17 protein-coding genes are annotated in these 18,821 nt (G+C 66.9%); 8 read left to right on the forward strand and 9 right to left on the reverse strand.

All coding sequences use genetic code 11. The features are described 5' to 3' along the window. Position 1: 1 nt before the first annotated feature. Genes FFS52_RS18130 through FFS52_RS18150 form a run of 5 tightly spaced genes read left to right on the forward strand, consistent with a single transcriptional unit; the run spans position 2 to position 3,964 of the window. Complete coding sequence (locus FFS52_RS18130) at positions 2-775, forward strand: ABC transporter ATP-binding protein (RefSeq protein WP_137810507.1); 774 nt, start codon at positions 2-4, stop codon at positions 773-775. Further along, a complete protein-coding gene (locus FFS52_RS18135; protein WP_137810508.1) occupies positions 768-2,390 on the forward strand; it encodes an FAD-binding protein in 1,623 nt (540 codons plus the stop codon). The genes FFS52_RS18130 and FFS52_RS18135 overlap by 8 nt, the downstream gene beginning before the upstream one ends. After that, the gene (locus FFS52_RS18140; RefSeq protein WP_058252408.1) at positions 2,387-2,737 is read left to right on the forward strand and encodes a ferredoxin family protein; all 351 of its coding nucleotides are present in this window, start codon (positions 2,387-2,389) and stop codon (positions 2,735-2,737) included. The genes FFS52_RS18135 and FFS52_RS18140 overlap by 4 nt, the downstream gene beginning before the upstream one ends. A 46-nt stretch (positions 2,738-2,783) precedes the next feature. Next, positions 2,784-3,818 carry an ABC transporter substrate-binding protein gene (locus tag FFS52_RS18145; protein ID WP_137810509.1) on the forward strand — a complete coding sequence of 345 codons (1,035 nt, stop codon included), beginning with the start codon at positions 2,784-2,786 and terminating at the stop codon, positions 3,816-3,818. Continuing rightward, positions 3,815-3,964, forward strand: coding sequence for a hypothetical protein (locus FFS52_RS18150; protein ID WP_336276200.1), 150 nt, complete (start codon positions 3,815-3,817; stop codon positions 3,962-3,964). Before FFS52_RS18145 ends, FFS52_RS18150 begins: the two co-directional genes overlap by 4 nt. A 256-nt stretch (positions 3,965-4,220) precedes the next feature. Here the strand turns inward: FFS52_RS18150 and FFS52_RS18155 are convergent, their stop codons facing one another. Genes FFS52_RS18155 through FFS52_RS18170 form a run of 4 tightly spaced genes read right to left on the reverse strand, consistent with a single transcriptional unit; the run spans position 4,221 to position 9,317 of the window. Further along, the gene (locus tag FFS52_RS18155; protein ID WP_137810510.1) at positions 4,221-5,393 is read right to left on the reverse strand and encodes an alpha/beta hydrolase family protein; all 1,173 of its coding nucleotides are present in this window, start codon (positions 5,391-5,393) and stop codon (positions 4,221-4,223) included. After that, entirely contained in the window at positions 5,390-6,847 is a 1,458-nt protein-coding gene (locus tag FFS52_RS18160; RefSeq protein ID WP_137810511.1) for a wax ester/triacylglycerol synthase domain-containing protein, read from the reverse strand. The genes FFS52_RS18155 and FFS52_RS18160 overlap by 4 nt, the downstream gene beginning before the upstream one ends. A gap of 3 nt (positions 6,848-6,850) precedes the next feature. Then, positions 6,851-8,503 (reverse strand): AMP-binding protein, encoded by a 1,653-nt coding sequence (locus FFS52_RS18165; protein ID WP_137810512.1) that lies wholly within the window; start codon positions 8,501-8,503, stop codon positions 6,851-6,853. Positions 8,504-8,519: 16 nt separating this feature from the next. Further along, positions 8,520-9,317, reverse strand: a complete 798-nt coding sequence (locus FFS52_RS18170) for a lysophospholipid acyltransferase family protein (protein WP_058252413.1) — start codon at positions 9,315-9,317, stop codon at positions 8,520-8,522. Between the two features lie 196 nt (positions 9,318-9,513). On the opposite strand from FFS52_RS18170, the gene FFS52_RS18175 reads away from it, so the two are divergent. From FFS52_RS18175 to FFS52_RS18185, 3 genes are read left to right on the forward strand one after another with little or no spacing between them, the layout of a single operon-like run. Continuing rightward, positions 9,514-10,155 carry a PaaI family thioesterase gene (locus FFS52_RS18175; RefSeq protein ID WP_137810513.1) on the forward strand — a complete coding sequence of 214 codons (642 nt, stop codon included), beginning with the start codon at positions 9,514-9,516 and terminating at the stop codon, positions 10,153-10,155. Next, complete coding sequence (locus tag FFS52_RS18180) at positions 10,155-11,195, forward strand: alcohol dehydrogenase catalytic domain-containing protein (RefSeq protein ID WP_137810514.1); 1,041 nt, start codon at positions 10,155-10,157, stop codon at positions 11,193-11,195. Before FFS52_RS18175 ends, FFS52_RS18180 begins: the two co-directional genes overlap by 1 nt. A 44-nt stretch (positions 11,196-11,239) precedes the next feature. Beyond that, entirely contained in the window at positions 11,240-12,154 is a 915-nt protein-coding gene (locus tag FFS52_RS18185) for an amidohydrolase family protein (RefSeq protein WP_137810515.1), read from the forward strand. Between the two features lie 13 nt (positions 12,155-12,167). Here FFS52_RS18185 and FFS52_RS18190 read toward each other — a convergent pair whose 3' ends face one another. The 5 genes from FFS52_RS18190 to FFS52_RS18210 form a co-directional block, all read right to left on the reverse strand. Further along, positions 12,168-12,977, reverse strand: coding sequence for an amino acid ABC transporter ATP-binding protein (locus FFS52_RS18190; protein ID WP_065629701.1), 810 nt, complete (start codon positions 12,975-12,977; stop codon positions 12,168-12,170). 4 nt (positions 12,978-12,981) lie between these two features. Beyond that, positions 12,982-14,811 (reverse strand): ABC transporter substrate-binding protein/permease, encoded by a 1,830-nt coding sequence (locus FFS52_RS18195; protein ID WP_171011673.1) that lies wholly within the window; start codon positions 14,809-14,811, stop codon positions 12,982-12,984. A gap of 576 nt (positions 14,812-15,387) precedes the next feature. Beyond that, positions 15,388-15,945 (reverse strand): hypothetical protein, encoded by a 558-nt coding sequence (locus FFS52_RS18200; RefSeq protein ID WP_249356471.1) that lies wholly within the window; start codon positions 15,943-15,945, stop codon positions 15,388-15,390. 166 nt (positions 15,946-16,111) lie between these two features. Then, positions 16,112-18,511: a hypothetical protein gene (locus FFS52_RS18205; protein WP_137810517.1), complete on the reverse strand. Its 2,400-nt coding sequence runs from the start codon at positions 18,509-18,511 to the stop codon at positions 16,112-16,114. Then, on the reverse strand, positions 18,511-18,771 hold the full coding sequence (locus FFS52_RS18210; protein WP_249356473.1) for a hypothetical protein: 261 nt from the start codon (positions 18,769-18,771) through the stop codon (positions 18,511-18,513). Before FFS52_RS18210 ends, FFS52_RS18205 begins: the two co-directional genes overlap by 1 nt. Positions 18,772-18,821 lie beyond the last annotated feature (50 nt).

Below are 18,821 nucleotides of genomic sequence, written 5' to 3' on the forward strand. Positions count from 1 at the left end.
AATGTCCGCAGATCGAATCGACGGTGTCCGCGTCCTCGGGGCCGGGCGCGAATTCGACGGCCGGCGGGTTCTCGACCGCGTGGATCTGACCATCGCCCGGGGCGAGTTCGTCGCGCTGCTCGGGGCGAGCGGTTCCGGGAAGAGCACCCTCCTCCGGGGGATCGGCGGGCTCGACCGCGGTTTCACCGGCACGATCGAGACACCCTCGGCCAAGGCGATCGTGTTCCAGGAGCACCGGCTCATGCCCTGGATGTCGGTGTGGCGCAACGTCGCGCTCGGGCTGCGCGGCGGTGACACCGAGGCCCGCGCGCTCCGCGCACTCGACGAGGTGGGGCTGGCGGCCAAGTCCGGCGCCTGGCCGTCCACGCTCTCGGGTGGCGAGGCCCAGCGCACCGCGCTGGCACGCGCACTCGTCCGGGAGCCCGACCTGCTGTTGCTCGACGAACCGTTCGGCGCGCTCGACGCCCTGACCCGGATCAATGCCCAACGCCTGGTGGCCCGGTTGTGGGAAGCGCACCGTCCGGCAACACTGCTGGTGACGCACGACGTCGAGGAAGCCCTTCTCCTCGCGGATCGCGCGCTGATCCTGCGGGCCGGCCGGATCGCACAGGAGATCGTCGTCGATCTACCTCGCCCACGCCAGGTCACCGATCCCGAATTCGTCGCCCTCCGTTCACAACTGCTCGCCGGGCTCGGCGTCGGCGGAACCGACGCCGAATCCACCGGCCCCACAACGACACCGACAACGACACCCCGGGAGTTCACCCATGTCTGACGTACTGACCCTGTCCACGGACGTGCTGGTGATCGGCGGTGGTCCCGCCGCGACCTGGGCCGCCATCCACGCTCGCGACGCCGGAGCCGAGGTGATCATCGTGGACAAGGGTTACTGCGGCTCGTCGGGTACGACGGCCCCGGCCGGGACCGGGGTCTGGTACGTCGTCCCGGACCCGGACAAGCGCTCGGCGGCGAAGGCGAGTCGCGAAGCGCTCGGTGGGTATCTCGCGGACCACGCCTGGATGGACCGGGTTCTCGACAGGACCTACGCGAACATGCACCGGCTGGGCACCGAGGGTCGCTACCCGTTCCCGATCGACGAGCACACCGGGGAGCCCATCCGCACCGGTGTCCAGGGCCCGGAGTACATGCGTCGCATGCGCGCGTGGGTCCGGCGCCGCGGTGTACAGATCCTCGATCACTCCCCTGTCCTGCAACTCCTCACCGACAGCCAGGGCGCTGTGCGGGGCGCCGCCGGATACCAGCGGCAGACCGGCCGGGACTTCCGGATCTCGGCCGGCGCCGTCGTCGTGGCGACGGGCGGATGTGCGTTCCTGTCCAAGGCACTGGGCAGCAACGTCGACACCGGCGACGGCGCACTGATGGCGGCGGAGGTGGGTGCCTCGTTCTCGGGGATGGAGTTCGCCAACGCGTACGCGATCGTGCCGAAGGGCTCCACGGTGACCAAGACCGCGTACTACGGCTACGCCACCTTCTTCCACGCCGACGGACGCATCGTCGAGGGTGCGGGATCGACGAAGGGGCGGTCGGTGATCGCACGGACTCTGCTGCAGGAGAAGGTCTATGCACAGCTGGACCGGGCCGATGAGCGGGTGGCGGCACAGATGCGCCAGGGTCAACCCAACTTCTTCCTCCAGTTCGACCGCCGGGGCATCAACCCGTTCACCGACCGGTTCGAGGTCGATCTCCTCGCCGAGGGCACCGTTCGCGGAACCGGTGGCATCGACATCGTCGACACGGACTGCTGGACCGGCGTCCCGGGTCTCTACGCGGCCGGCGACGCCGCCACCCGCGAGCGGATCTGCGGTGGCTTCACCGGCGGCGGCAGCCACAACTCCGCCTGGGCGATGTCGTCGGGCAGTTTCGCAGGCGCTGCCGCGGCACGAGCGGCCCGCGACGCGGGCGGGGCATCCCCACTCGATCGGCTCTCGGGCGCCGGCACCGTCGGATTGGACTCCGCCCGGAGCGGGATCACACCCGACGAGGTGGTGACCGCCGCACAGGGCGAACTGATCCCCTTCGAGAAGAACTACCTGCGTCACGGCGACCGTATGGGTCCGGCGCTGAACGCCCTGGACTCGCTGTGGGATGAGGTCTCCGGCCCGGCCTACGGCGCCCGCACACCGGCGGGGCGCGTCCGCGCGCGGGAGGCGGCTGCGATCACCGCGGTCGGACGGTGGATCTACCGATCCGCACTCGCCCGCACCGAATCCCGCGGGATGAGCAAGCGCGCCGACCACCCCGAGCTCGACCCGGCACTGGGCGATCACGTCCGCACCGGCGGACTCGGCGATGTCTGGGTCGCCGCACCCGGATCGGCTGTCCGCCGGCCAGACCCGGCCCCTCGGCTCGCCGTCAGGATTCCCGCGTGATCGAGCTCGTCGTCGCGTCGGCGTGTATCGCCTGCGACAAATGCGTGAATGCCTGTCCCACCAACGTCTTCGACACCGGACCCGACGGCGTACCGGTCATCGCACGGCAGTCCGACTGCCAGACCTGCTTCATGTGCGAGGCGTACTGCCCCACCGACGCTCTCTACGTCAGCCCGGAGTCGTCCCCACTCGGCACCCGAGAATCGTTGCCGCTCGAGCTGATCGGCAGCTACCGGGAGCGGCTCGGCTGGGGCAAGGGGCGCGCACCAGGAAGCCTCACCGCGGTCGGGCCCCCGATCCCGCATGGAGACCCGCCACCCCGGCTCGTCGAGCAACACGCCGACTGACCGGCTCACCCCGTTCATCCCTTCAGATCGCCAGAACAGAGAAACCATGCCCACCACATCATCTTTCGGATCACCGCTGCGCCGGATCAGACGCGCCCTCGCCCTCTTGACGGCGGGCGTGGCAATCGCAGCGGTGGCCGCGTGCGGTTCCGACGACGCGTCGTCGGCGCAGCGCGAGGTCATCGACACACTCCGGATCGGCGTCATCGGCTCGAGCAACGTGATCGCCGGTCCGGTCGGCTTCGCCCACAGTCGCGGGGAACTCCTCGAGGCCTTCGCCCCGCTCGGTGTCAACAACGTCGAGGTCTTCAACTTCCCGAACGGACCCGATCTCAACCAGGCTCTCATCGGCGGACGCCTCGACGTCGCGAGCTACGGTGACACCCCCGCCCTCGTCGCCCGCGGCTCGGGACTACAAACCCGCCTGCTGTCGATCAACCAGTTCGACAACGATGCCGGCGTGGTGGCCAAAGACCCGTCGATCCGCTCGCTGGCCGACCTGGCGGGCAAGAACATCGGTGTGCCGAAGGGGTCCTACATCGACCGCTATCTGCAAGGCGCACTGGCCGAACAGGGCATCACCGCCAACCTGATCCACCTGTATCCGGCCGATCAGGAGGCACCGTTGAACTCCGGTGAGATCGACGGAGCGGCGCTGCCCGGCGTCATCCCGTCGGTGGCGCTGCAGACCTTCGAAGGCAAGGGATTTCACCTGGTCGACTCGGTCTACCGGGACCATCCCGATCTGGCCGGCACCAGCGTGACGGTCAGCAGTGACCAGTTCCTGGAGAAGAACCCGGACTTCGCCGCGACGTGGCAGCAATTGCACGCGTCGTCGGTCCGCTACGCGAAGGCGAACTGGGAGGAGTACCTCCAGTTCGAGCTCGGCAACTCAAAGGCACCCGAAGCCGCCGTCCGTGCCGCCGCCAACCCCGAGGGCTACTCTGAGGAGCCGTTCCCGGCCCGCGCCGTCGAATTGCTCACCGGCACCAAGGCATTCCTGGTCGAGCAGGGCAGCATCGAAGAAGACTTCGAACTCGACTCCTGGTTGCAGCGTCCAGCGACGGGAGCGAACTCGTGACCGGGCCCCGGTTCGGGGTGTGGGCCAATGTCTACGGCACGTGGGCCTCGGCACACCATCCCGACGACCCGGTCGACGCATCCTGGGAACGCAATCTCGCACTGGTTCGACGCGCGGAGGAACTGGGGTATCACAGCACCCAGTGAGGTGCGAGCGAAACGAACCCACCCCGGCCCTGAGGTGCGAGCCCTAACTACTGCTCCCTGAGGAGGCCGGAGCTTGCGGAGGCCGTCACGAAGGGTCCTGGTGAGATGCGGGTCGCACTCACGCAACCTGATTCGTGACCGACAGACTTCAACTCGACTCCCAGACTTCGATCGAAGTCTGGGAGTCGAGATGAGGTCTGTCGGTCGGGCGGGCCAATGGGTCTGTCCTCTTTCTGCTCCGGGAACAGCGCTGCCCTCACATCAGCGAACGGAGGCCCGGTTCGCTGTCTGACCGCGGGGGCGGGGCGGCGCGGAGGAATTCGTCGGTGGCCTGTCGGATGCTGCCCGAGATGGCATGTCCGACATGGCTACCGGAGTACCAGTGGACTTTCCCACCCCAGTGATTGTGTAGCTGCTGGGCGGCGGTCACGGAGGTCACCCGGTCGTTGAGCGCCGCGACCACCATGCGGCGTTCTGGTGTCGGAACCGGCTCCACGGACAGTGGGTTGATGACCGACGAGACCGCGCGAACCGGTTCGCTGCGCATCAACGACGCTAGATGGCGTCCCTTGGACCCGCCGCGCTCCATGTGATGAGCCAGGGTGGCATGCATCTCCAGCATCGGCACGACGGCTAGCACCGAGCTGATACGGGGGTCCATCGAGGCGACCATCGCGGCGATCGGTCCGCCGAGCGACGTCCCCGCGATAGCGATGTCGGCGGGTTCCTGACTCTCGATCCACGTGATGAGCGAGCGGATCTCGGCAATCGCCCGGATGGTGATGACAGTGTTGACCAATGGGTCGAACCCCGGATAGGCCACCTTCTCGACTCGCCGGGAACCGTGGGCGGGCAGGACGGGGAAGACCACGTCGTAACCGAGCTTGTTGTACAGGTTGGCCGCGCGGAACGCGTAGAGATCGTCGGCCCGACCCTGAGCCGCCCCATGGACCCAGATCAACCAGCGGCGACCGGCGCGTCGTCGTGACAGCACCCGCACCGAGGCGATCCCGTCGGCGTAGGGGTCGGCCGCGGCGATCGATTCCAGGAGCGGCACCGCCACCGAGTAGTCGATGTGATCGAACGAGGTGGTCCCGAAGGTCTTCCGGTTGCGGGAGACGATGCCGGGTGGGCCGGGGTCGAGGTGGACTCGCGACGGACCGAGGGCAGCCAGTTCATCTGCGACACCGACACATCGGTCGACGCAGTCTTCCACGAAGTCGATCGGCGGGATGTCCCGGATCACCGAGTTGACCGCGATGAACAGCTCGTCGACGGCGGTCTCCCCGACCATCCGCGGACCGCAGTCCGCCGGCGGGACGCCCGTCGCGGGATCCCCGCGGCCGGCCGCACGCGAACTGCCGATCGCACGGGGCAGCACTTTCGCGAACAACCCCAGTCGTGCTGCTCCCGACTCCCAGTCGATCAACTCGCCTCCTGCGCCATCGCGGTACTGTTCTCGTCCTCGTCGGCGGTCGTCCGTCCGAGCGCATCGGCGGCCTCTGCGACCGCGTCGGCCACCCGCCGCAAGAAGCCGGCCGGGTCGGGCATCGACTCCGGTGTCGCGATGAGGCCCATGCTGAGCCTGCCGGCGTAGCTGTAGGTGGTGAGGTTGACGTCGGCGGGTGCGATGGCCAGCGCGAACGAGATCCAGTCGACGACCTCGATGTCCCCGACCCACCGCGTGGTGCGCGGACCCGGCATGTTGGCGGTGGTGATGTTGTTCATCACCAGCGGTGCGCGATTCGCGGCCAGACCGCGGAAGGTCGGGCCGAGCCGTCCGGTGTAGGTGGCCAGCGCGTCGGTGAGATCGAAGCCGACCTCGCGCCGGCATCGAACAGTCGCCGCGCAGCTCTCACCGGTGGCCGCGATCCGCTCGATCGGGTCGGCCAGATCCGACCTGAGATAGGCCATCGCGGTGGCGATCTCGTTGCCGTGCACACGGGTGGAGGCCAGGTCCTTGCATACCCCGAAGATCGAGACCGACACTCCCGGCTCCTCGCCGCGGGCGATGAGTTCCGCCCGGATCGCACCGGCGATGACACCGTGCAGAGCCCCGTTCACGGTGGTTCCGGTGGCCAGCGCGAGTCGCTGGACGGCGGCGAGCGGGATGTCGCCGGACGCACACACGCGTTCGGCGCCGCTGCGGGCGTTGAAACTCGTCCGACGGACCGTCAGGGGTTTCGGGATGAGTTCGGCATCGCCGGCCCGGCGTTTCGCGACAACCGCACGCGCCAGTGCCGACGCTGCCGACGGCAGGCGACGAACCATACGCCAGGATTCCGAACGCGCTGCGCGCGTGAGCTCGTCGTCGTCGTGCTCGATGCGGGTCGCGCCGATCGGCGCCTGCTCGACCCGCTCATCCGGACCGGCGGTCGCGGCCATGAACGTGTTGAGTGCGGCGAGACCGTCGGCGACGGCGTGATGGACGCGGACGACGACCGCCTGCCGCCCACCGGCGAGACCGTGCACGAGGGTCAGTCCCCAGAGCGGCCGACTCCGATCGAGTTGCCGGACGGCGAGCTCGGACAGGATCGCGTCCAGCTCGGCACGTCCCCCCGGTGCGGCGGCGGAACGCTCGTCCAGGTGCCGGCGCACGTCGAAGTCGTTGTCGTGCACCCAGAAGGGGCGGGCGCCGTGTCCGCGAGCCCACGCAAGCCGCTGGGTCGCGCGCGGGAACATGCCGAGGTAGTCGGGCAGGACGTCGGCGATCTCGGTGAGATCGAGGGGCCGGCCACGACGGGAGGTGTCGAGCACCGCGACCTTCAGTGTGTGCATCGGGGTCGACGCCGATTCCATGTTCAGCATCAGCGCGTCGGGACCGGACATCCGTTCGGCGTCCAGAACTTCGGCGGAGCGGTCGATCTGCTTGACAGCGTGCATGATTCAGCTCACCTTTCGTTCGGTCGACGGGGCGGACGGGAGTTCGCGTTTGAGGATCTTGCCGGTGGCATTGCGCGGCAGTTCGTCGAGGAAGTGGACGTCGCGGGGGACCTTGAACCCGGCGAGCTGTTCTCGCACGTGCCGCTGGATGTCCTCTTCGCCGATCTGGGCCTCCGGTGCTCGCACCACATGGGCGACGAGACGCTGGCCGAACCTGTCGTCGTCGACCCCGGTCACCGCGACCTCGACCACCTCGTCGAGAGCCCCGATGACCAACTCGACCTCGAGGGGATACACGTTCTCCCCGCCGGAGACGATCATCTCGTCGTCGCGGCCGACGACGAACAGCAGCCCGTTCTCGTCGAAGCGGCCGACATCGCCCGACACCATGTGTCCGTCGCTGAATGCCTTGGTGTCCGAGCTGGTGTAACCGTCGAACCCGGAGTTGTTCGCGACCACGATGCGCCCGACCTCGCCGACGGGGACCTCGCGGTCGTCGTCGTCGAGGATGCGAACACTCGTACCGGCGAGCGGCCGCCCGGCGGTCTCCGGCGCGGTGCGCAGATCGGTTGGGGTGGCGGTGGTGATGAGACCCGCCTCGGTGGCGTTGTAGCTGTTGTAGACCACGTCGCCGTACCGGTCCAGGAATGCGACGAGAGCGTCGGAGCGCATCCGCGATCCGCTCGCGGTGGCGAAGCGCAGTGTCGGCATCGGGTGGTCGTCGAGGACGTCGTCGGGGAGGTCCGTGATGCGTTCGAGCATCACCGGAACCACGGCGAGGCCGGTGGCCCCGTGGTCGCGGACCATGTCGAGCGTCGCCACGGGATCGAAGCGACGGCGCATGATCATCGTGCACGTCATCGTCGCCGCGATGGCCACCTGCCCGAAACCCCATGCGTGGAAGACCGGGGCCGCGATGACGATGGACTCGCCTGCGCGCCAGGGAATCCGGTCCAGCATCGCGGCGAGGGACGCCACGTCGGTGCTTCCGCCTCGGCGCGCACCCTTCGGCGTTCCGGTGGTTCCCGAGGTCAGCAACACGATCCGGCCGGCACGTTCGGGCCGCGCGGGTCGCGCGCCGCGATTCGCGTCGATCAGTCCGTTGACGGTGACACCCCGCGTTGACTGGTACTCCGTCCATGCCCGGACGCGCCGGAGATCCGGAAGTCGTTGCGTCGCAGCCTCGACGACGGTGTCGAACTCGTCGTCGGCGATGAGCACGTCTGCCTGTTCACGTTCGAGAACGTCGGCGAGCTGGGGTCCGGCGAACCCGGTGTTGAGGAGTACCGCGTCGGCACCGAGCCGGGACGTCGCGGCGAGCGCCTCGATGAGATCGCGGTGGTTGCGGCAGAGGATGGCGACGGTGCCGACCGCCGTGCCGGGAAGATCGCGCAGACCGACGGCGAGCGCGTCACAGCGGGCATCGAGCTCGCGCCAGGTGAGTTGTCCTGCCTCGTCGATGAGGGCGAGTCCGTCGGGATCGCGCGCCGCGGCGAGGCCGATCCCGCTCACCGGCGAGGCGCCGCCGTGCCGACGGAGGTTGAGCCCCATGCGGACATAGCGATCGACCCGAAGCGAACCGAGAAAGCCGCTGCGGACGAGGGTGCGAACGAGCCACATCTGTGTGGTGACGCGATCGCGGAGTTGCGAGATCATCGTCGTCTCCTGGTGATCAGCCGATGACCGGGAATCGGCGCTTGCGGGCGAGGTCGTCCAGTGCGTGCTGCATGCGTTTGCGGACCATCTGATCCACCTCGTCGTGTTCGGGGTTGTTGCCGAACTCGGCGGTGATGTCGATCGGGTCGAGGACCTCGGTGACCAGCTTCGACGGCAACGGGATGTTCGGCGGGAGGTGCGCGGTCAGACCGAACGGGAAGCCGAGCGCGAACGGAGCGGTGTCGGTGCGAATCAGCTTGTCGAGCCGCAGTATCCGGGCCAGCGTGTCACCGCGGTTGAGGAACAACTGCGTCTCCTGGCCCCCGATGGTGACGATCGGGACGATCGGGACGCCCGCCTCGAGTGCGGTGCGGATGTACCCGGTCCGACCGTGGAAGTCGATCGTCGCGCTCTGACTGCTCGGCCGCAACGCCTCCCACTCCCCGCCGGGGAACACGATGGTGGCCGCGCCGGACCGCAGGGCCGCGACCGCGTTCTTCGGGTGAGCCGGCAGGAACCCGACCTTCCCGAAGATCTGCTTGCCCGATCCGGTGAAGATGAGGTCGTGGGCCAGCGTGTACAACGGCCGGTCCGCCCCGAACTCGTCGGCGAAGGCCACGCTGATCACCGGGACGTCGAAGGCCATCAGACCGCCCGAGTGGTTGGACACGAGGAGGGCACCGCCGTCGGGCACCTTGTCCATGCCCCGGACCTCGGAGCGGAAGTAGGTCTTGGCCACGAGCTTGAGCACGGGCAGCACCCGCTTCACCCAGGTCTCGTCGCGTGCGGTGAGGTCGAAGGTCTCGGCGCTCATCGGTCCATCTCCTGTGGGATCGATTTCGCGGTTCACGCGGATCACCGCTGGATCGGTCGGAGCCAGATGTCCGACCGGGGTCGATGTCCTCCGAACCGCAAAATGAGAACACGTTCTAGTGGTTAAATTAGAACACGTTCTACTTTGCGTCGCCACACTTCGTTACCTATGCCACAACTGACTGATCGGTAGCCTTATGGACTTCATCCTGGAGGACATCTCCGAAGCGGAGGTCGCGCGTCGCCGCGCGGTCTACACCCCTCTCACCGACACCGTCCGGGACCTCGTCGACGCGGTGATCCGCACCGAGGTCGCCGAGGAGGACCTCGACGAAGCGCGCCGACGGATCGCCGACGTGGTGGCCGATTTGCGGAGAAGCCAGATGGACGGGGCCTTCGGGGTGCGACACACCCGCGAGAACACCGGGATGGCCTGGGGAAATGCGGTCATCGGCGTGCGCAATGCGCTCGCGCCACCGCTCGACGTGGTGCATGTCGCCGACGGGGTCCGCAGTGAGTTCACGCTGGGAGCGGCCTACGAGGGGCCGCCCGGTCAGGTGCACGGCGGGGTGTGCGCGATGGTCCTCGATCACGTCCTCGGCAACGCGGCCAGTGTCGAGGGGCCGTGCTACACCGGCACCCTCACCGTCCGGTACGGGCGACCGACGCCCCTGGGCGCACTGGTCGCGCAGGCGTCGGTGACCGAGCACAGCGGACGCAAACGCATCGTCCGCGGCACGATCTCCGACGCCGACGGGGTGACCTGCGAGGCCGAAGGGGTGTTCATCGTGCCCCGCTCCGCGGTCGACGTCCCGTCGGTGCGCTGGTCGGCGGGCTGATGCGAGCCGCGGTGACCGCCCCCGGAGAGTCCGGCCCAGGAGAGTCCGGCGCCGGCGGATTCGTCGTCGAGTACCGTCCGGACCCGACGCCTGGACCCGGCGAACTCGTTCTGCGGGTCGCGGCGAACGGGATCTGCGGTTCCGACCTGTCGACCGCGCCGCTGCTCCCGGCCGGCACGATCATGGGCCACGAGTTCGCCGGCGAGGTCGTCGGCATCGGGCCCGCGGACCCGGACGTCCCCCACGCCTTCCGGGTCGGCGACGCCGTGGCCGCCATGCCGGTCATCGGGTGCCATCGGTGCCGCGCCTGTCTCACCGGTGACGTCGCCCGCTGCCCGTCTGCGCGCACCCTCGGACTCGGCGTCCTGCCCGGCGGACTCGCCGAGTTCGCGGTGGTCGGCGCCGCCGAGAGTGTCCTGCTCCACGACATCGACCCGGTCGACGGCGCGCTGGTCGAGCCGCTGGCGGTGGGTCTGCACGCCGTCACCCGCGCGTCCGTCCGGCCCGGCGACCGGGTGCTGGTCCTCGGCGCCGGTCCCGTCGGCCTCGCGGCGTTGCACTGGCTCTCCCGCGGCGTGGCCACCGAACTCGTGTGTTCGGACCCGTCGCCGGGCAGGCGCGCGGCCGCACTCGATGTCGGCGCGTCCGCGGTGTGCGCTCCGGACGAACTCCCCGCCCAGGTCGAATCGGGCTTCGACGTGGTCGTCGAGTGCGTGGGCAAGCCGGGGATGATCGCGTCCGTCCTCGACGCGGTCGCGACCCACGGCACAGTGGTCATCGCGGGCGTCTGCTTGAGCCCGGACACGTTCATGCCGGTGGCCGGAGTCGTCAAGGAGATCACCATGCACTTCGTCTCCTACTACACCAAGCGCGAGTTCGACACCGCCGCAGCGGAGTTGAGCAAGGGCGCGATCGGGTCGTCGACGCTGGTCAGCGGGATCGTGGGGCTCGACGAGACCGATCGCGTCGTCCGCGAGCTCTCGGCGCCCAACGACCACCGCAAGGTGCTGATCGCGCCCGGGGTGTCCACGGTCGGCTGATCGGCACTCGCGGCCGCCCGCGCAACCGGCGTACGGTCACTCGGGTGAACAGTGCCGTCCCCGAAGCCCCCGAGCCGTTCAGCACCGACGAGGCGCGGCAGGTGCGCGCGATCTCCGCCGAGCTGGGCCTGCCGGGCATCGTCGACGTCCACACCCACTTCATGCCGCGACCGGTGATGGACAAGGTGTGGGCCTATTTCGATTCCGTCGGGCCGTTGGTCGGACGGGAGTGGCCGATCACCTACCGCGCCGACGAGGACGTCCGCGTCGCCACCCTGCGCGACTTCGGGGTGCGGGCCTACTCGTCCCTGGTGTATCCACACAAACCGAACATGGCCGAGTGGCTGAACGGCTGGGCGCACGACTTCGCCGCCAGCCATGACGACTGCCTGCACACGGCGACGTTCTATCCCGAGGAGTCCGCCCACACCTACGTCTCCCGCGCCATCCAGGCCGGCACGCAGGTCTTCAAATGCCACATCCAGGTCGGCGACTTCGCCCCGACGGATTCGCTGCTCGACGGGGTGTGGTCGCAGATCGCCGACTCCCAGGTCCCGGTCATCATCCACTGCGGTTCCGGGCCCGCCCCGGGGACGTACACCGGACCCGACCCCATCCGCGAACTGCTGCACCGGTTTCCGTCGTTGCCACTGATCGTCGCGCACATGGGGATGCCCGAGTACACCGCGTTCCTCGACCTCGCGTTGGAGTACCCCAACGTGCGCCTGGACACCACGATGGCGTTCACCGACTTCGCCGAAGAGGACGCCCCGTTCCCGTCGGACTACCTGCCGCGACTGGCCGACGCCGGCGACAAGATCCTGTTCGGCAGCGACTTCCCGAACATCCCCTACGGCTACACCCACGCCCTCGAGGCGATCATCCGCCTCGACCTCGGGGACGAGTGGCTCCGAGACGTGTTCTACCGCAACGGCTCCAGACTCTTCGGGATCGGCTGACCGGGGCGGGCGCCTACAGCACCTGGGACAGGAAGGCCCGCAGCCGATCCGACGTCGCGTCGTCGAAGACCTGTTCCGGACGCCCGGTCTCCACGACTGCGCCGTGATCCATGAACAGCACGTTGTCGGAGACGTTGCGCGCGAAGCCCATCTCGTGGGTGACGACCACCATGGTCATCCCCTCGCTGGCGAGGTCGGCCATGAGCGCGAGGATGCCCTTCACCAGTTCCGGGTCGAGCGCGGAGGTCGCCTCGTCGAAGAACATGACCTCAGGGGTCATGGCGAGCGCACGGGCGATGGCCACCCGCTGCTGCTGGCCGCCGGAGAGGCGTGCCGGGCGCACATCGGCCTTGTTGGTCAGCCCGACGATCTCGAGCTGACGGAGCGCGACCTCGCGGGCCTCGTCCTTGCTCAGCCCCTTCAGCTTGCGCGGTCCGAGCGCGACGTTGTCGACGACGCTCTTGTGCGGGAACAGGTTGAAGTGCTGGAACACCATGCCGATCCGGCGTCGGAGTTCGTCCGGGTTGTCCGTCAGGACCGACCGGCCGTCGAGCAGGATGTCGCCCTGGTCGGGTTCGTGCAGCCGGTTCAGCACGCGCAGGAGAGTCGACTTGCCCGAGCCCGACGGTCCGATGACCGTCGTCGTGGTGCCGGCGTCGACCTGGATGTCGACGCCCCGCAACACGTGGTGCTTGCCGAAGGACAGGTGCAGGTCGGTGCCGGTGAGCGAGACGGCCGTCCGGGTGGCGGTCGCACTCGGCGTCCGGGAGCCCGGCGTCTGGGAGCCCTCGGTGTCGGTCTCGGACTTGTTGAGATCAGGCATGGACCTATCCCTTCTCGACGACGGTCGGGGGCAGCGGGTCGTCCTGGACGTCGGTGGGACGTCCGGTGCGCAGGCGCCGGTCGATGTAGTTGACCAGGTGTGTCAGCGGGATCGTGAGGATCAGATACATGATTCCCGCGGCGACGAGGGGCGAGAGGTTGCCCGTCTGCGCGTTCAGGTCGCGGCCGACCGCGAACAATTCCCGCTGGCTGGCCAGCAACCCGAGGAAGTACACCAGCGAGCTGTCCTTGATCAGGCTGATGAACTGGTTCATCAGCGCCGGGAGCACCCGCCGCACGCCCTGCGGCACCACCACCAGACGCATCGACTGCCGATAGCTGAACCCGATGGCCCGCGAGGCCTCGAGTTGCCCGTCGTCGACGCTCTGGATTCCGGACCGGAAGATCTCGCCGATGTAGGCCGCGGCGAGCAGGGCCAGGGCGACCGCCCCGAGCCAGTACGGGTTGTTGCCGGTGATGCCCTTGACCACCGGGCCCACACCGAGTCCGACGATCAGGATGACTACGACGGCGGGCAGTCCGCGGAAGATATCGGTGTAGACGCGCGCCGGCCAGCGCAGCCACCGTGAGCGGGAGATGCCGCAGAGCGCCAGGATCATGCCCAGGATGGTGCCGAGCACCCCGGACACCACGGACAGGATCAAGGTGTTCACGAGCCCGGTCTTGATCAGCTCCGGGAACGACTTCTTGTAGAGATCCCAGTTGAAGAAGGTGTCGCCGAGCTGTTCCAGGGTGCTCTTGGGCGCGGTCTCCTCGGCCGGGCCCGCCTTCTCCGCGTTCTCGGCGGCGATGGCGGCGATGTCGGGGAGTTCGGGCGCGGGCGCGGCCTTGCTGCCCGGCTTCCACCCCTCGGGTAGCTCGCGCGGCACCCAGTCGACGTAGAGGTCGGCATACGTGCCGTCGGCGATGATGGCGTCGAGTCCGGAGTTCAGGGCCTCGGTGAGCCGCGGCTTGTTCTTGCCGACGGCCCACGCGACGAAGTTGTTGACGCTGAAGGTGTTCTCGACGATCGCGGTGCCGTCGCCCTCTCGGACCGCACCCTCCGCCTGCTGCGACGGTGCGACCCAGGCGTCGACCTGACCGCTCCGGAGGTTGGCGTAGGCGGTGGCGTAGTCCGGGAACTTCACCGGGTCGAGGCCCAGGGTGTTGACGACGTAGTCGTCCTGGACGGTGCCCTGGACCACGGCGATGCGCGTCGAGTCGGAGAGGTCGCCGAAGCCCTTGATCGCCCCGTCGGTCGGCGCCACGAGTGAGAAGTAGCCGAAGTCGTAGCCGTTGGTGAAGTCGACGGTCTTGCGCCGGTCGTCGGTGGTGGTGATCGACGACGACCCGACGTCGAAGCGGTTGTTGGCCACCTGGGACAGCAGGCCGGCGAACTCGGTGCCGTTGAACTCGATCTGCAGGCCCAGCTTCGCGGCGACGGCCTTGAGGAGTTCGTTGTCGAAGCCGGTGAAGTCGCCCGCGCCGTTGACGCAGATGCTCGGTCCGGCGTCCGACAGCGTGCCGACGGAGATCTTGCCAGGCGACAGCAACTCGAGACGACTCACGTCGATCTGGTCGAGCGGCGTGGTGGACTCGGTGGTGTAGCGGTCCTCACCGCCCTGATCGGCTGCGGCGAGGTTGACCGGCGCGGCCGAGGCCGACGCGAGTCCAGCGGGCGCACAGCTGTCGGCGGGAGCCGCCTGGGCTCGTGGCGCAGGTCCGCCGAGGATGGTCAGCAGGCCGACGATGGCGACCGTCAGTGCCAGCGCGACGACGCGCACGGCGCGCGGCGCGGCCCCTCGGGCGCGATGGGATCGGTGGTTGGACACCATGTCGACACTATCCCCACGCGCAGGAGGTGTCCCAAATTTTTGCTCGCCGGTGGGTTTAACCCGGTTGAGCTGGGGATCGTCGTCGTCACGGGGCGCCTGCGAGGCGCGCTGCGGAGGCCACCGTCGGCCTGGCCATCTCACGCCGATCATCGGGGACTCTTGCGTGGGGTCGACGCCGATACTTCTCTATCGGAATTTGCGAATTGCTTGTCGGAAAATGATTCGCGTGTTACCAATGATACAGGGATTCGGGATTTGTAACATCATTTCTTCACCGCGCCAGAAATCAACCCCCTCTTGATCATCTGGCACCCATCCCGCTATCCCACAGGCCGTCGACGTGCGTCCTTGTTGCGGCCTGCGTCCACTGTCGAATTCGAAATGAAAGCGGGAAAATCATGCTGTCTGCAATCTTCTACGCAATCGAGGCTTTCGACAATCTGTTGTGGGACTTCGCGGAAACGATCGTCACCGGCAGCGACGAAGCCGCCGGTTCGTAGGCTCACCACCTCAGGACGAGTTCAGCAGTAGGTATCGCCTGGCGATACCTACTGCTGAATCTGCGTTCGGGACCATTCACACGCCGGCGCCAGACCAACCGGGGTACGACGGGCCGGGCGCCGTCAGGTCACCCATGTCGCCACAGATACCGACGTCGGGCTTCGGTTCGCCCGGCACGTTCGGTGCCCAGGTGTCCTTGTATTCGGATACCCACCAGTCCCCAAACACGTCGTATCCCGGAAACAACCGATCGCCTCGGCGTTCCTCTGGAGGCGATTCACCTCTGGTGTGGACAGTTAACCTGACAACCGAGATGCCGCGATCGATCCGGTCGGGACGATTGCTGGCATCAAAAAACGGCGGGAATTCACTCTCGTCATTCTTGGCCTGACCGGTCGAACATACGATCGCGATGACGGTGTCGTCGGCAACCCGGCGTACGTCCGCAATCTTGTTCATGTGGTCCGACGTGTTGTAGAACTCGGCTCCCCACGCCGGCTCCCATGAGTCCCTAGTCGGGACAGCTCGCTTGACGCCTGGGAACTCGTCCTCCACGTCCCAGTCAAAAATCGCCAACGCGTGCGCCTCTATCACGGCGCGGATGAATGTGCCGGCAGGTGCTGACAGTTCCACGCGACTGTCGTCACGCCACCGGGATCGCCACTGTAACCCCTGTAGAGCACGGGCCTCCGATGGTGATGCCGACTGGACCGCATCGGTGGAGCCTGCAGTCGAACTCGGAGCGGATGAACCACTTACAGCACATCCGGTCGATAGGCATATGACGGAAAGGAGAACGCTAACCGGGCGGACGAGACGCAATATCTCCCGCACCTTCGTCGTCGCCGATCGTTGGGTCCTCCCGAACGTCCCGATAGTCTTCGGTGTACTCGGCTCGAATCTGTCTTGCACCGACGCTCTCTGCATATCTGTCGAAGTCCTCCTGGTATCTACCAGCGACTTTGGTGTCCAACGAGCCGTCCGCCTTCACGAACGTCAACTCCGAACCGTCCTTTGCAATCCAGACCTTTCCCCACAGGTCTGGGCGGTTTTCTACGAATCCGGACGTCACCTGGACACCCCGATCGTGTCCCGCAGTCAACTTGTCCAACCGTGTTTCCATGTCACGAATCTCGGTCCGCCAGGTGTTTTCGTCCTGCTGTGGGTCTGCGGTCGGGAGACTGATCTCTTCGGCTTTCACGAGTGGCACCGTGAGTCCAGCGACCTCGGATAGACCCGGGATCCACAATCCGCCCGCCCCCACCAGCGCACCCGTGGAGTCGATCAGGAACGTGTCCTCATTCCATTTGCGGAACCGTTCCCACTCGTCGTTGTCCGCTAGCGTCTCCAAGGCGTTGCTCAACCCACCGCTCATCGAAGAATGAATCTTGCCCGCGGCAGTGGCGAGTTCGGTATTGTCCGGGTCGCTTCCGAACTCGTGCGCAAGGTAGTTCTCCCACTGGACGGCCGCGGTGAGGGCGATTCGGCCGGCTCCGGGATCGGTGGAGAGAACTCCGATCAATTTGGAGAACTCGACTGTGTCTGCGAGCGGCCCGGCCGTGTGATTGGTCAGAACCTCGCTGGGTGCGTCCGCAAAGTTTCCGAAGTACGGAGCGAGGTTCGCAGCCAACACTTGTGAGACGTAGGGGTTTCGCTCGCCAAAGGTTTCATATTGGTTGGTTCCAGTGTGATCTCTGTTGACATAGAGCGCATCGAGTGCCTTTTCGTTATCGACGAGCACACGCGCCAGCGTGTCCGCCGACTTACCTCCGAGTTCACCCTCGTAGCCAGGCGCCGCGGCCGCTTCACCGATCCAATCGAACAGGTCCCTCGGTCCGCGTTGGTCATCGGGGCTGCACAGCTTCGGATCGCCTTCCGACCAGTTCTCGGTGAGGATGTTCAGCACGTGCGCATCTGCGTCGTACCGGTGCCCTTCGGCGACCGTGACGCCCATCCGCTCGCCTGTGAGGAAGTCTGTCACCGCTTGGTGGTCGTGACTCGCGGTGCTGAGCATCGAACTGGCGACCTGGCGGACCTCGTCGAAACTCTGATTCTCGTCATAGAAACCGAACGGCGTGTCCTCGTCGTGCGGGAGCGCTCCGACGATTTCCGATGCCTGTTTCAGCATTCCCCGATCGACATCGGTTCCAAGTTGCAGGGTGCGGTCGGTTCGGTCACTGAGAATCGTGTTGAGCGCCTTGAAATCGTCGAGACGATTCACGCCCGTCAGGGAGAGCAGCCGGCCGCCAGGCTGACTGATTACCTCGTGCTTGATCTGGTTCTCTCGAAGCAGTGACACAACACTGTCGGGCAGGCGGTCGAGTCCACCCGCCGACCCCGCCTTTGTTCGCACGTTTGGCGACGACATCACCCTGAGCGCGTTGCCGAGGACACCTGGCGCTTGTTCGTGGACCCGCAGCAACTCGTTCATGTTGGCCGAGTCGACCTCGCTCATGAACGTTCGTAGGTAGTCGTACTGCCCCTGCGAAATCTCCGTCGGCTGACCTTGTCGAAGCGATTCAAGTTGTTCCGGGGAGAAGTGCGTCGCATGGTTCAGACGCGCGAGACCAGCAGGTGAGATGTTCCCTTCTCGTAAGGCTCTCACGTCGAGCTCAGCTTGGCGTGAACTCAAACCAGCGGTGACCGGCGCCATCGCACAAATGAGTTCTTCCGCCTGCACTATCGCGCGTTTCGTGTCGACGTCGGCATCGTGCAATTCGCGTGCGAGTCGTTGGAGTCGGACCGTCTCGTTCGTCGCCTCGTTCCCCCGTAGCGCACGATCATTCGCAATTCGTGTCAAAGCGACACTGTCACCCTCGTTGCGCCGCTCCTCTGCCTCATAGTCACGGAGATCGCGGACCGTCCAGTCGTTGTCGACCGAGAACCGGTCCCCTTCCAAATTGGTGGCCGTGGTGTTGAGCGTCTCGACCATAGGCGTCATCCTGCTCGCACCCGACTTGAAGGCCTCGGCAAGTTCGTCGACGGCGGCGGCGACACGAGTCATCTGAGTCTTCTCATGGTCGGCTCGGGTCACGGCAGCGTCGAACGAAGCGCCCTTCCAATCGAGGCCGGCTACCTTCGCATAGAGCTCTCCGGCCCTCCGCTCGATTGCGGTCGAGACCGGGCTCAATGAGGAGGCCGCGTGGCCGAGCACTTCCGGATGTGCGTTGGCCACAATGCTACGAGTCTTTGCACTCATCACTCAGGTCGCTGGTTGAGATTGCCCAGGGATTGAAGCAATCTCCCAGCAACGTCGTCCACGTTCACCAAGACCGACGCCGCCGAGTCCAAGGCGTCTCCGAACTGTTCGTGACGGCCCGCGATCGTCGTCAGCGCCTGTTTGACGGATGCGCCGACGCTGTCTGCCACTGCAGCAACCTCGAAACCGGGCACCGCCATCGCGATCGCGCCGAACGTCGGCGATTCGATCGCACGAATCGATATTCCATTGCTCGCCATGTGACTAGCCGCATCCGTCAAGCTGCTCGGAGTGACCTCAACGGGTTTTG

The sequence above is a fragment of the Gordonia sp. ALPHA1B1 genome (assembly GCF_005502615.1).
GTDB lineage: Bacteria > Actinomycetota > Actinomycetes > Mycobacteriales > Mycobacteriaceae > Gordonia > Gordonia hongkongensis.

What these genes read in the sequence shown, in the direction of transcription:
- FFS52_RS18130 (WP_137810507.1), top strand. Translation starts at nt 2, where the DNA reads ATGTCCGCAGATCGAATCGACGGTGTCCGCGTCCTCGGGGCCGGGCGC.
- FFS52_RS18135 (WP_137810508.1), top strand. Translation starts at nt 768, where the DNA reads ATGTCTGACGTACTGACCCTGTCCACGGACGTGCTGGTGATCGGCGGT.
- FFS52_RS18145 (WP_137810509.1), top strand. Translation starts at nt 2,784, where the DNA reads ATGCCCACCACATCATCTTTCGGATCACCGCTGCGCCGGATCAGACGC.
- FFS52_RS18160 (WP_137810511.1), bottom strand. Translation starts at nt 6,847, where the DNA reads ATGCACGCTGTCAAGCAGATCGACCGCTCCGCCGAAGTTCTGGACGCC.
- FFS52_RS18165 (WP_137810512.1), bottom strand. Translation starts at nt 8,503, where the DNA reads ATGATCTCGCAACTCCGCGATCGCGTCACCACACAGATGTGGCTCGTT.
- FFS52_RS18170 (WP_058252413.1), bottom strand. Translation starts at nt 9,317, where the DNA reads ATGAGCGCCGAGACCTTCGACCTCACCGCACGCGACGAGACCTGGGTG.
- FFS52_RS18175 (WP_137810513.1), top strand. Translation starts at nt 9,514, where the DNA reads ATGGACTTCATCCTGGAGGACATCTCCGAAGCGGAGGTCGCGCGTCGC.
- FFS52_RS18180 (WP_137810514.1), top strand. Translation starts at nt 10,155, where the DNA reads ATGCGAGCCGCGGTGACCGCCCCCGGAGAGTCCGGCCCAGGAGAGTCC.
- FFS52_RS18190 (WP_065629701.1), bottom strand. Translation starts at nt 12,977, where the DNA reads ATGCCTGATCTCAACAAGTCCGAGACCGACACCGAGGGCTCCCAGACG.
- FFS52_RS18195 (WP_171011673.1), bottom strand. Translation starts at nt 14,811, where the DNA reads ATGGTGTCCAACCACCGATCCCATCGCGCCCGAGGGGCCGCGCCGCGC.
- FFS52_RS18205 (WP_137810517.1), bottom strand. Translation starts at nt 18,511, where the DNA reads ATGAGTGCAAAGACTCGTAGCATTGTGGCCAACGCACATCCGGAAGTG.
- FFS52_RS18210 (WP_249356473.1), bottom strand. Translation starts at nt 18,771, where the DNA reads ATGGCGAGCAATGGAATATCGATTCGTGCGATCGAATCGCCGACGTTC.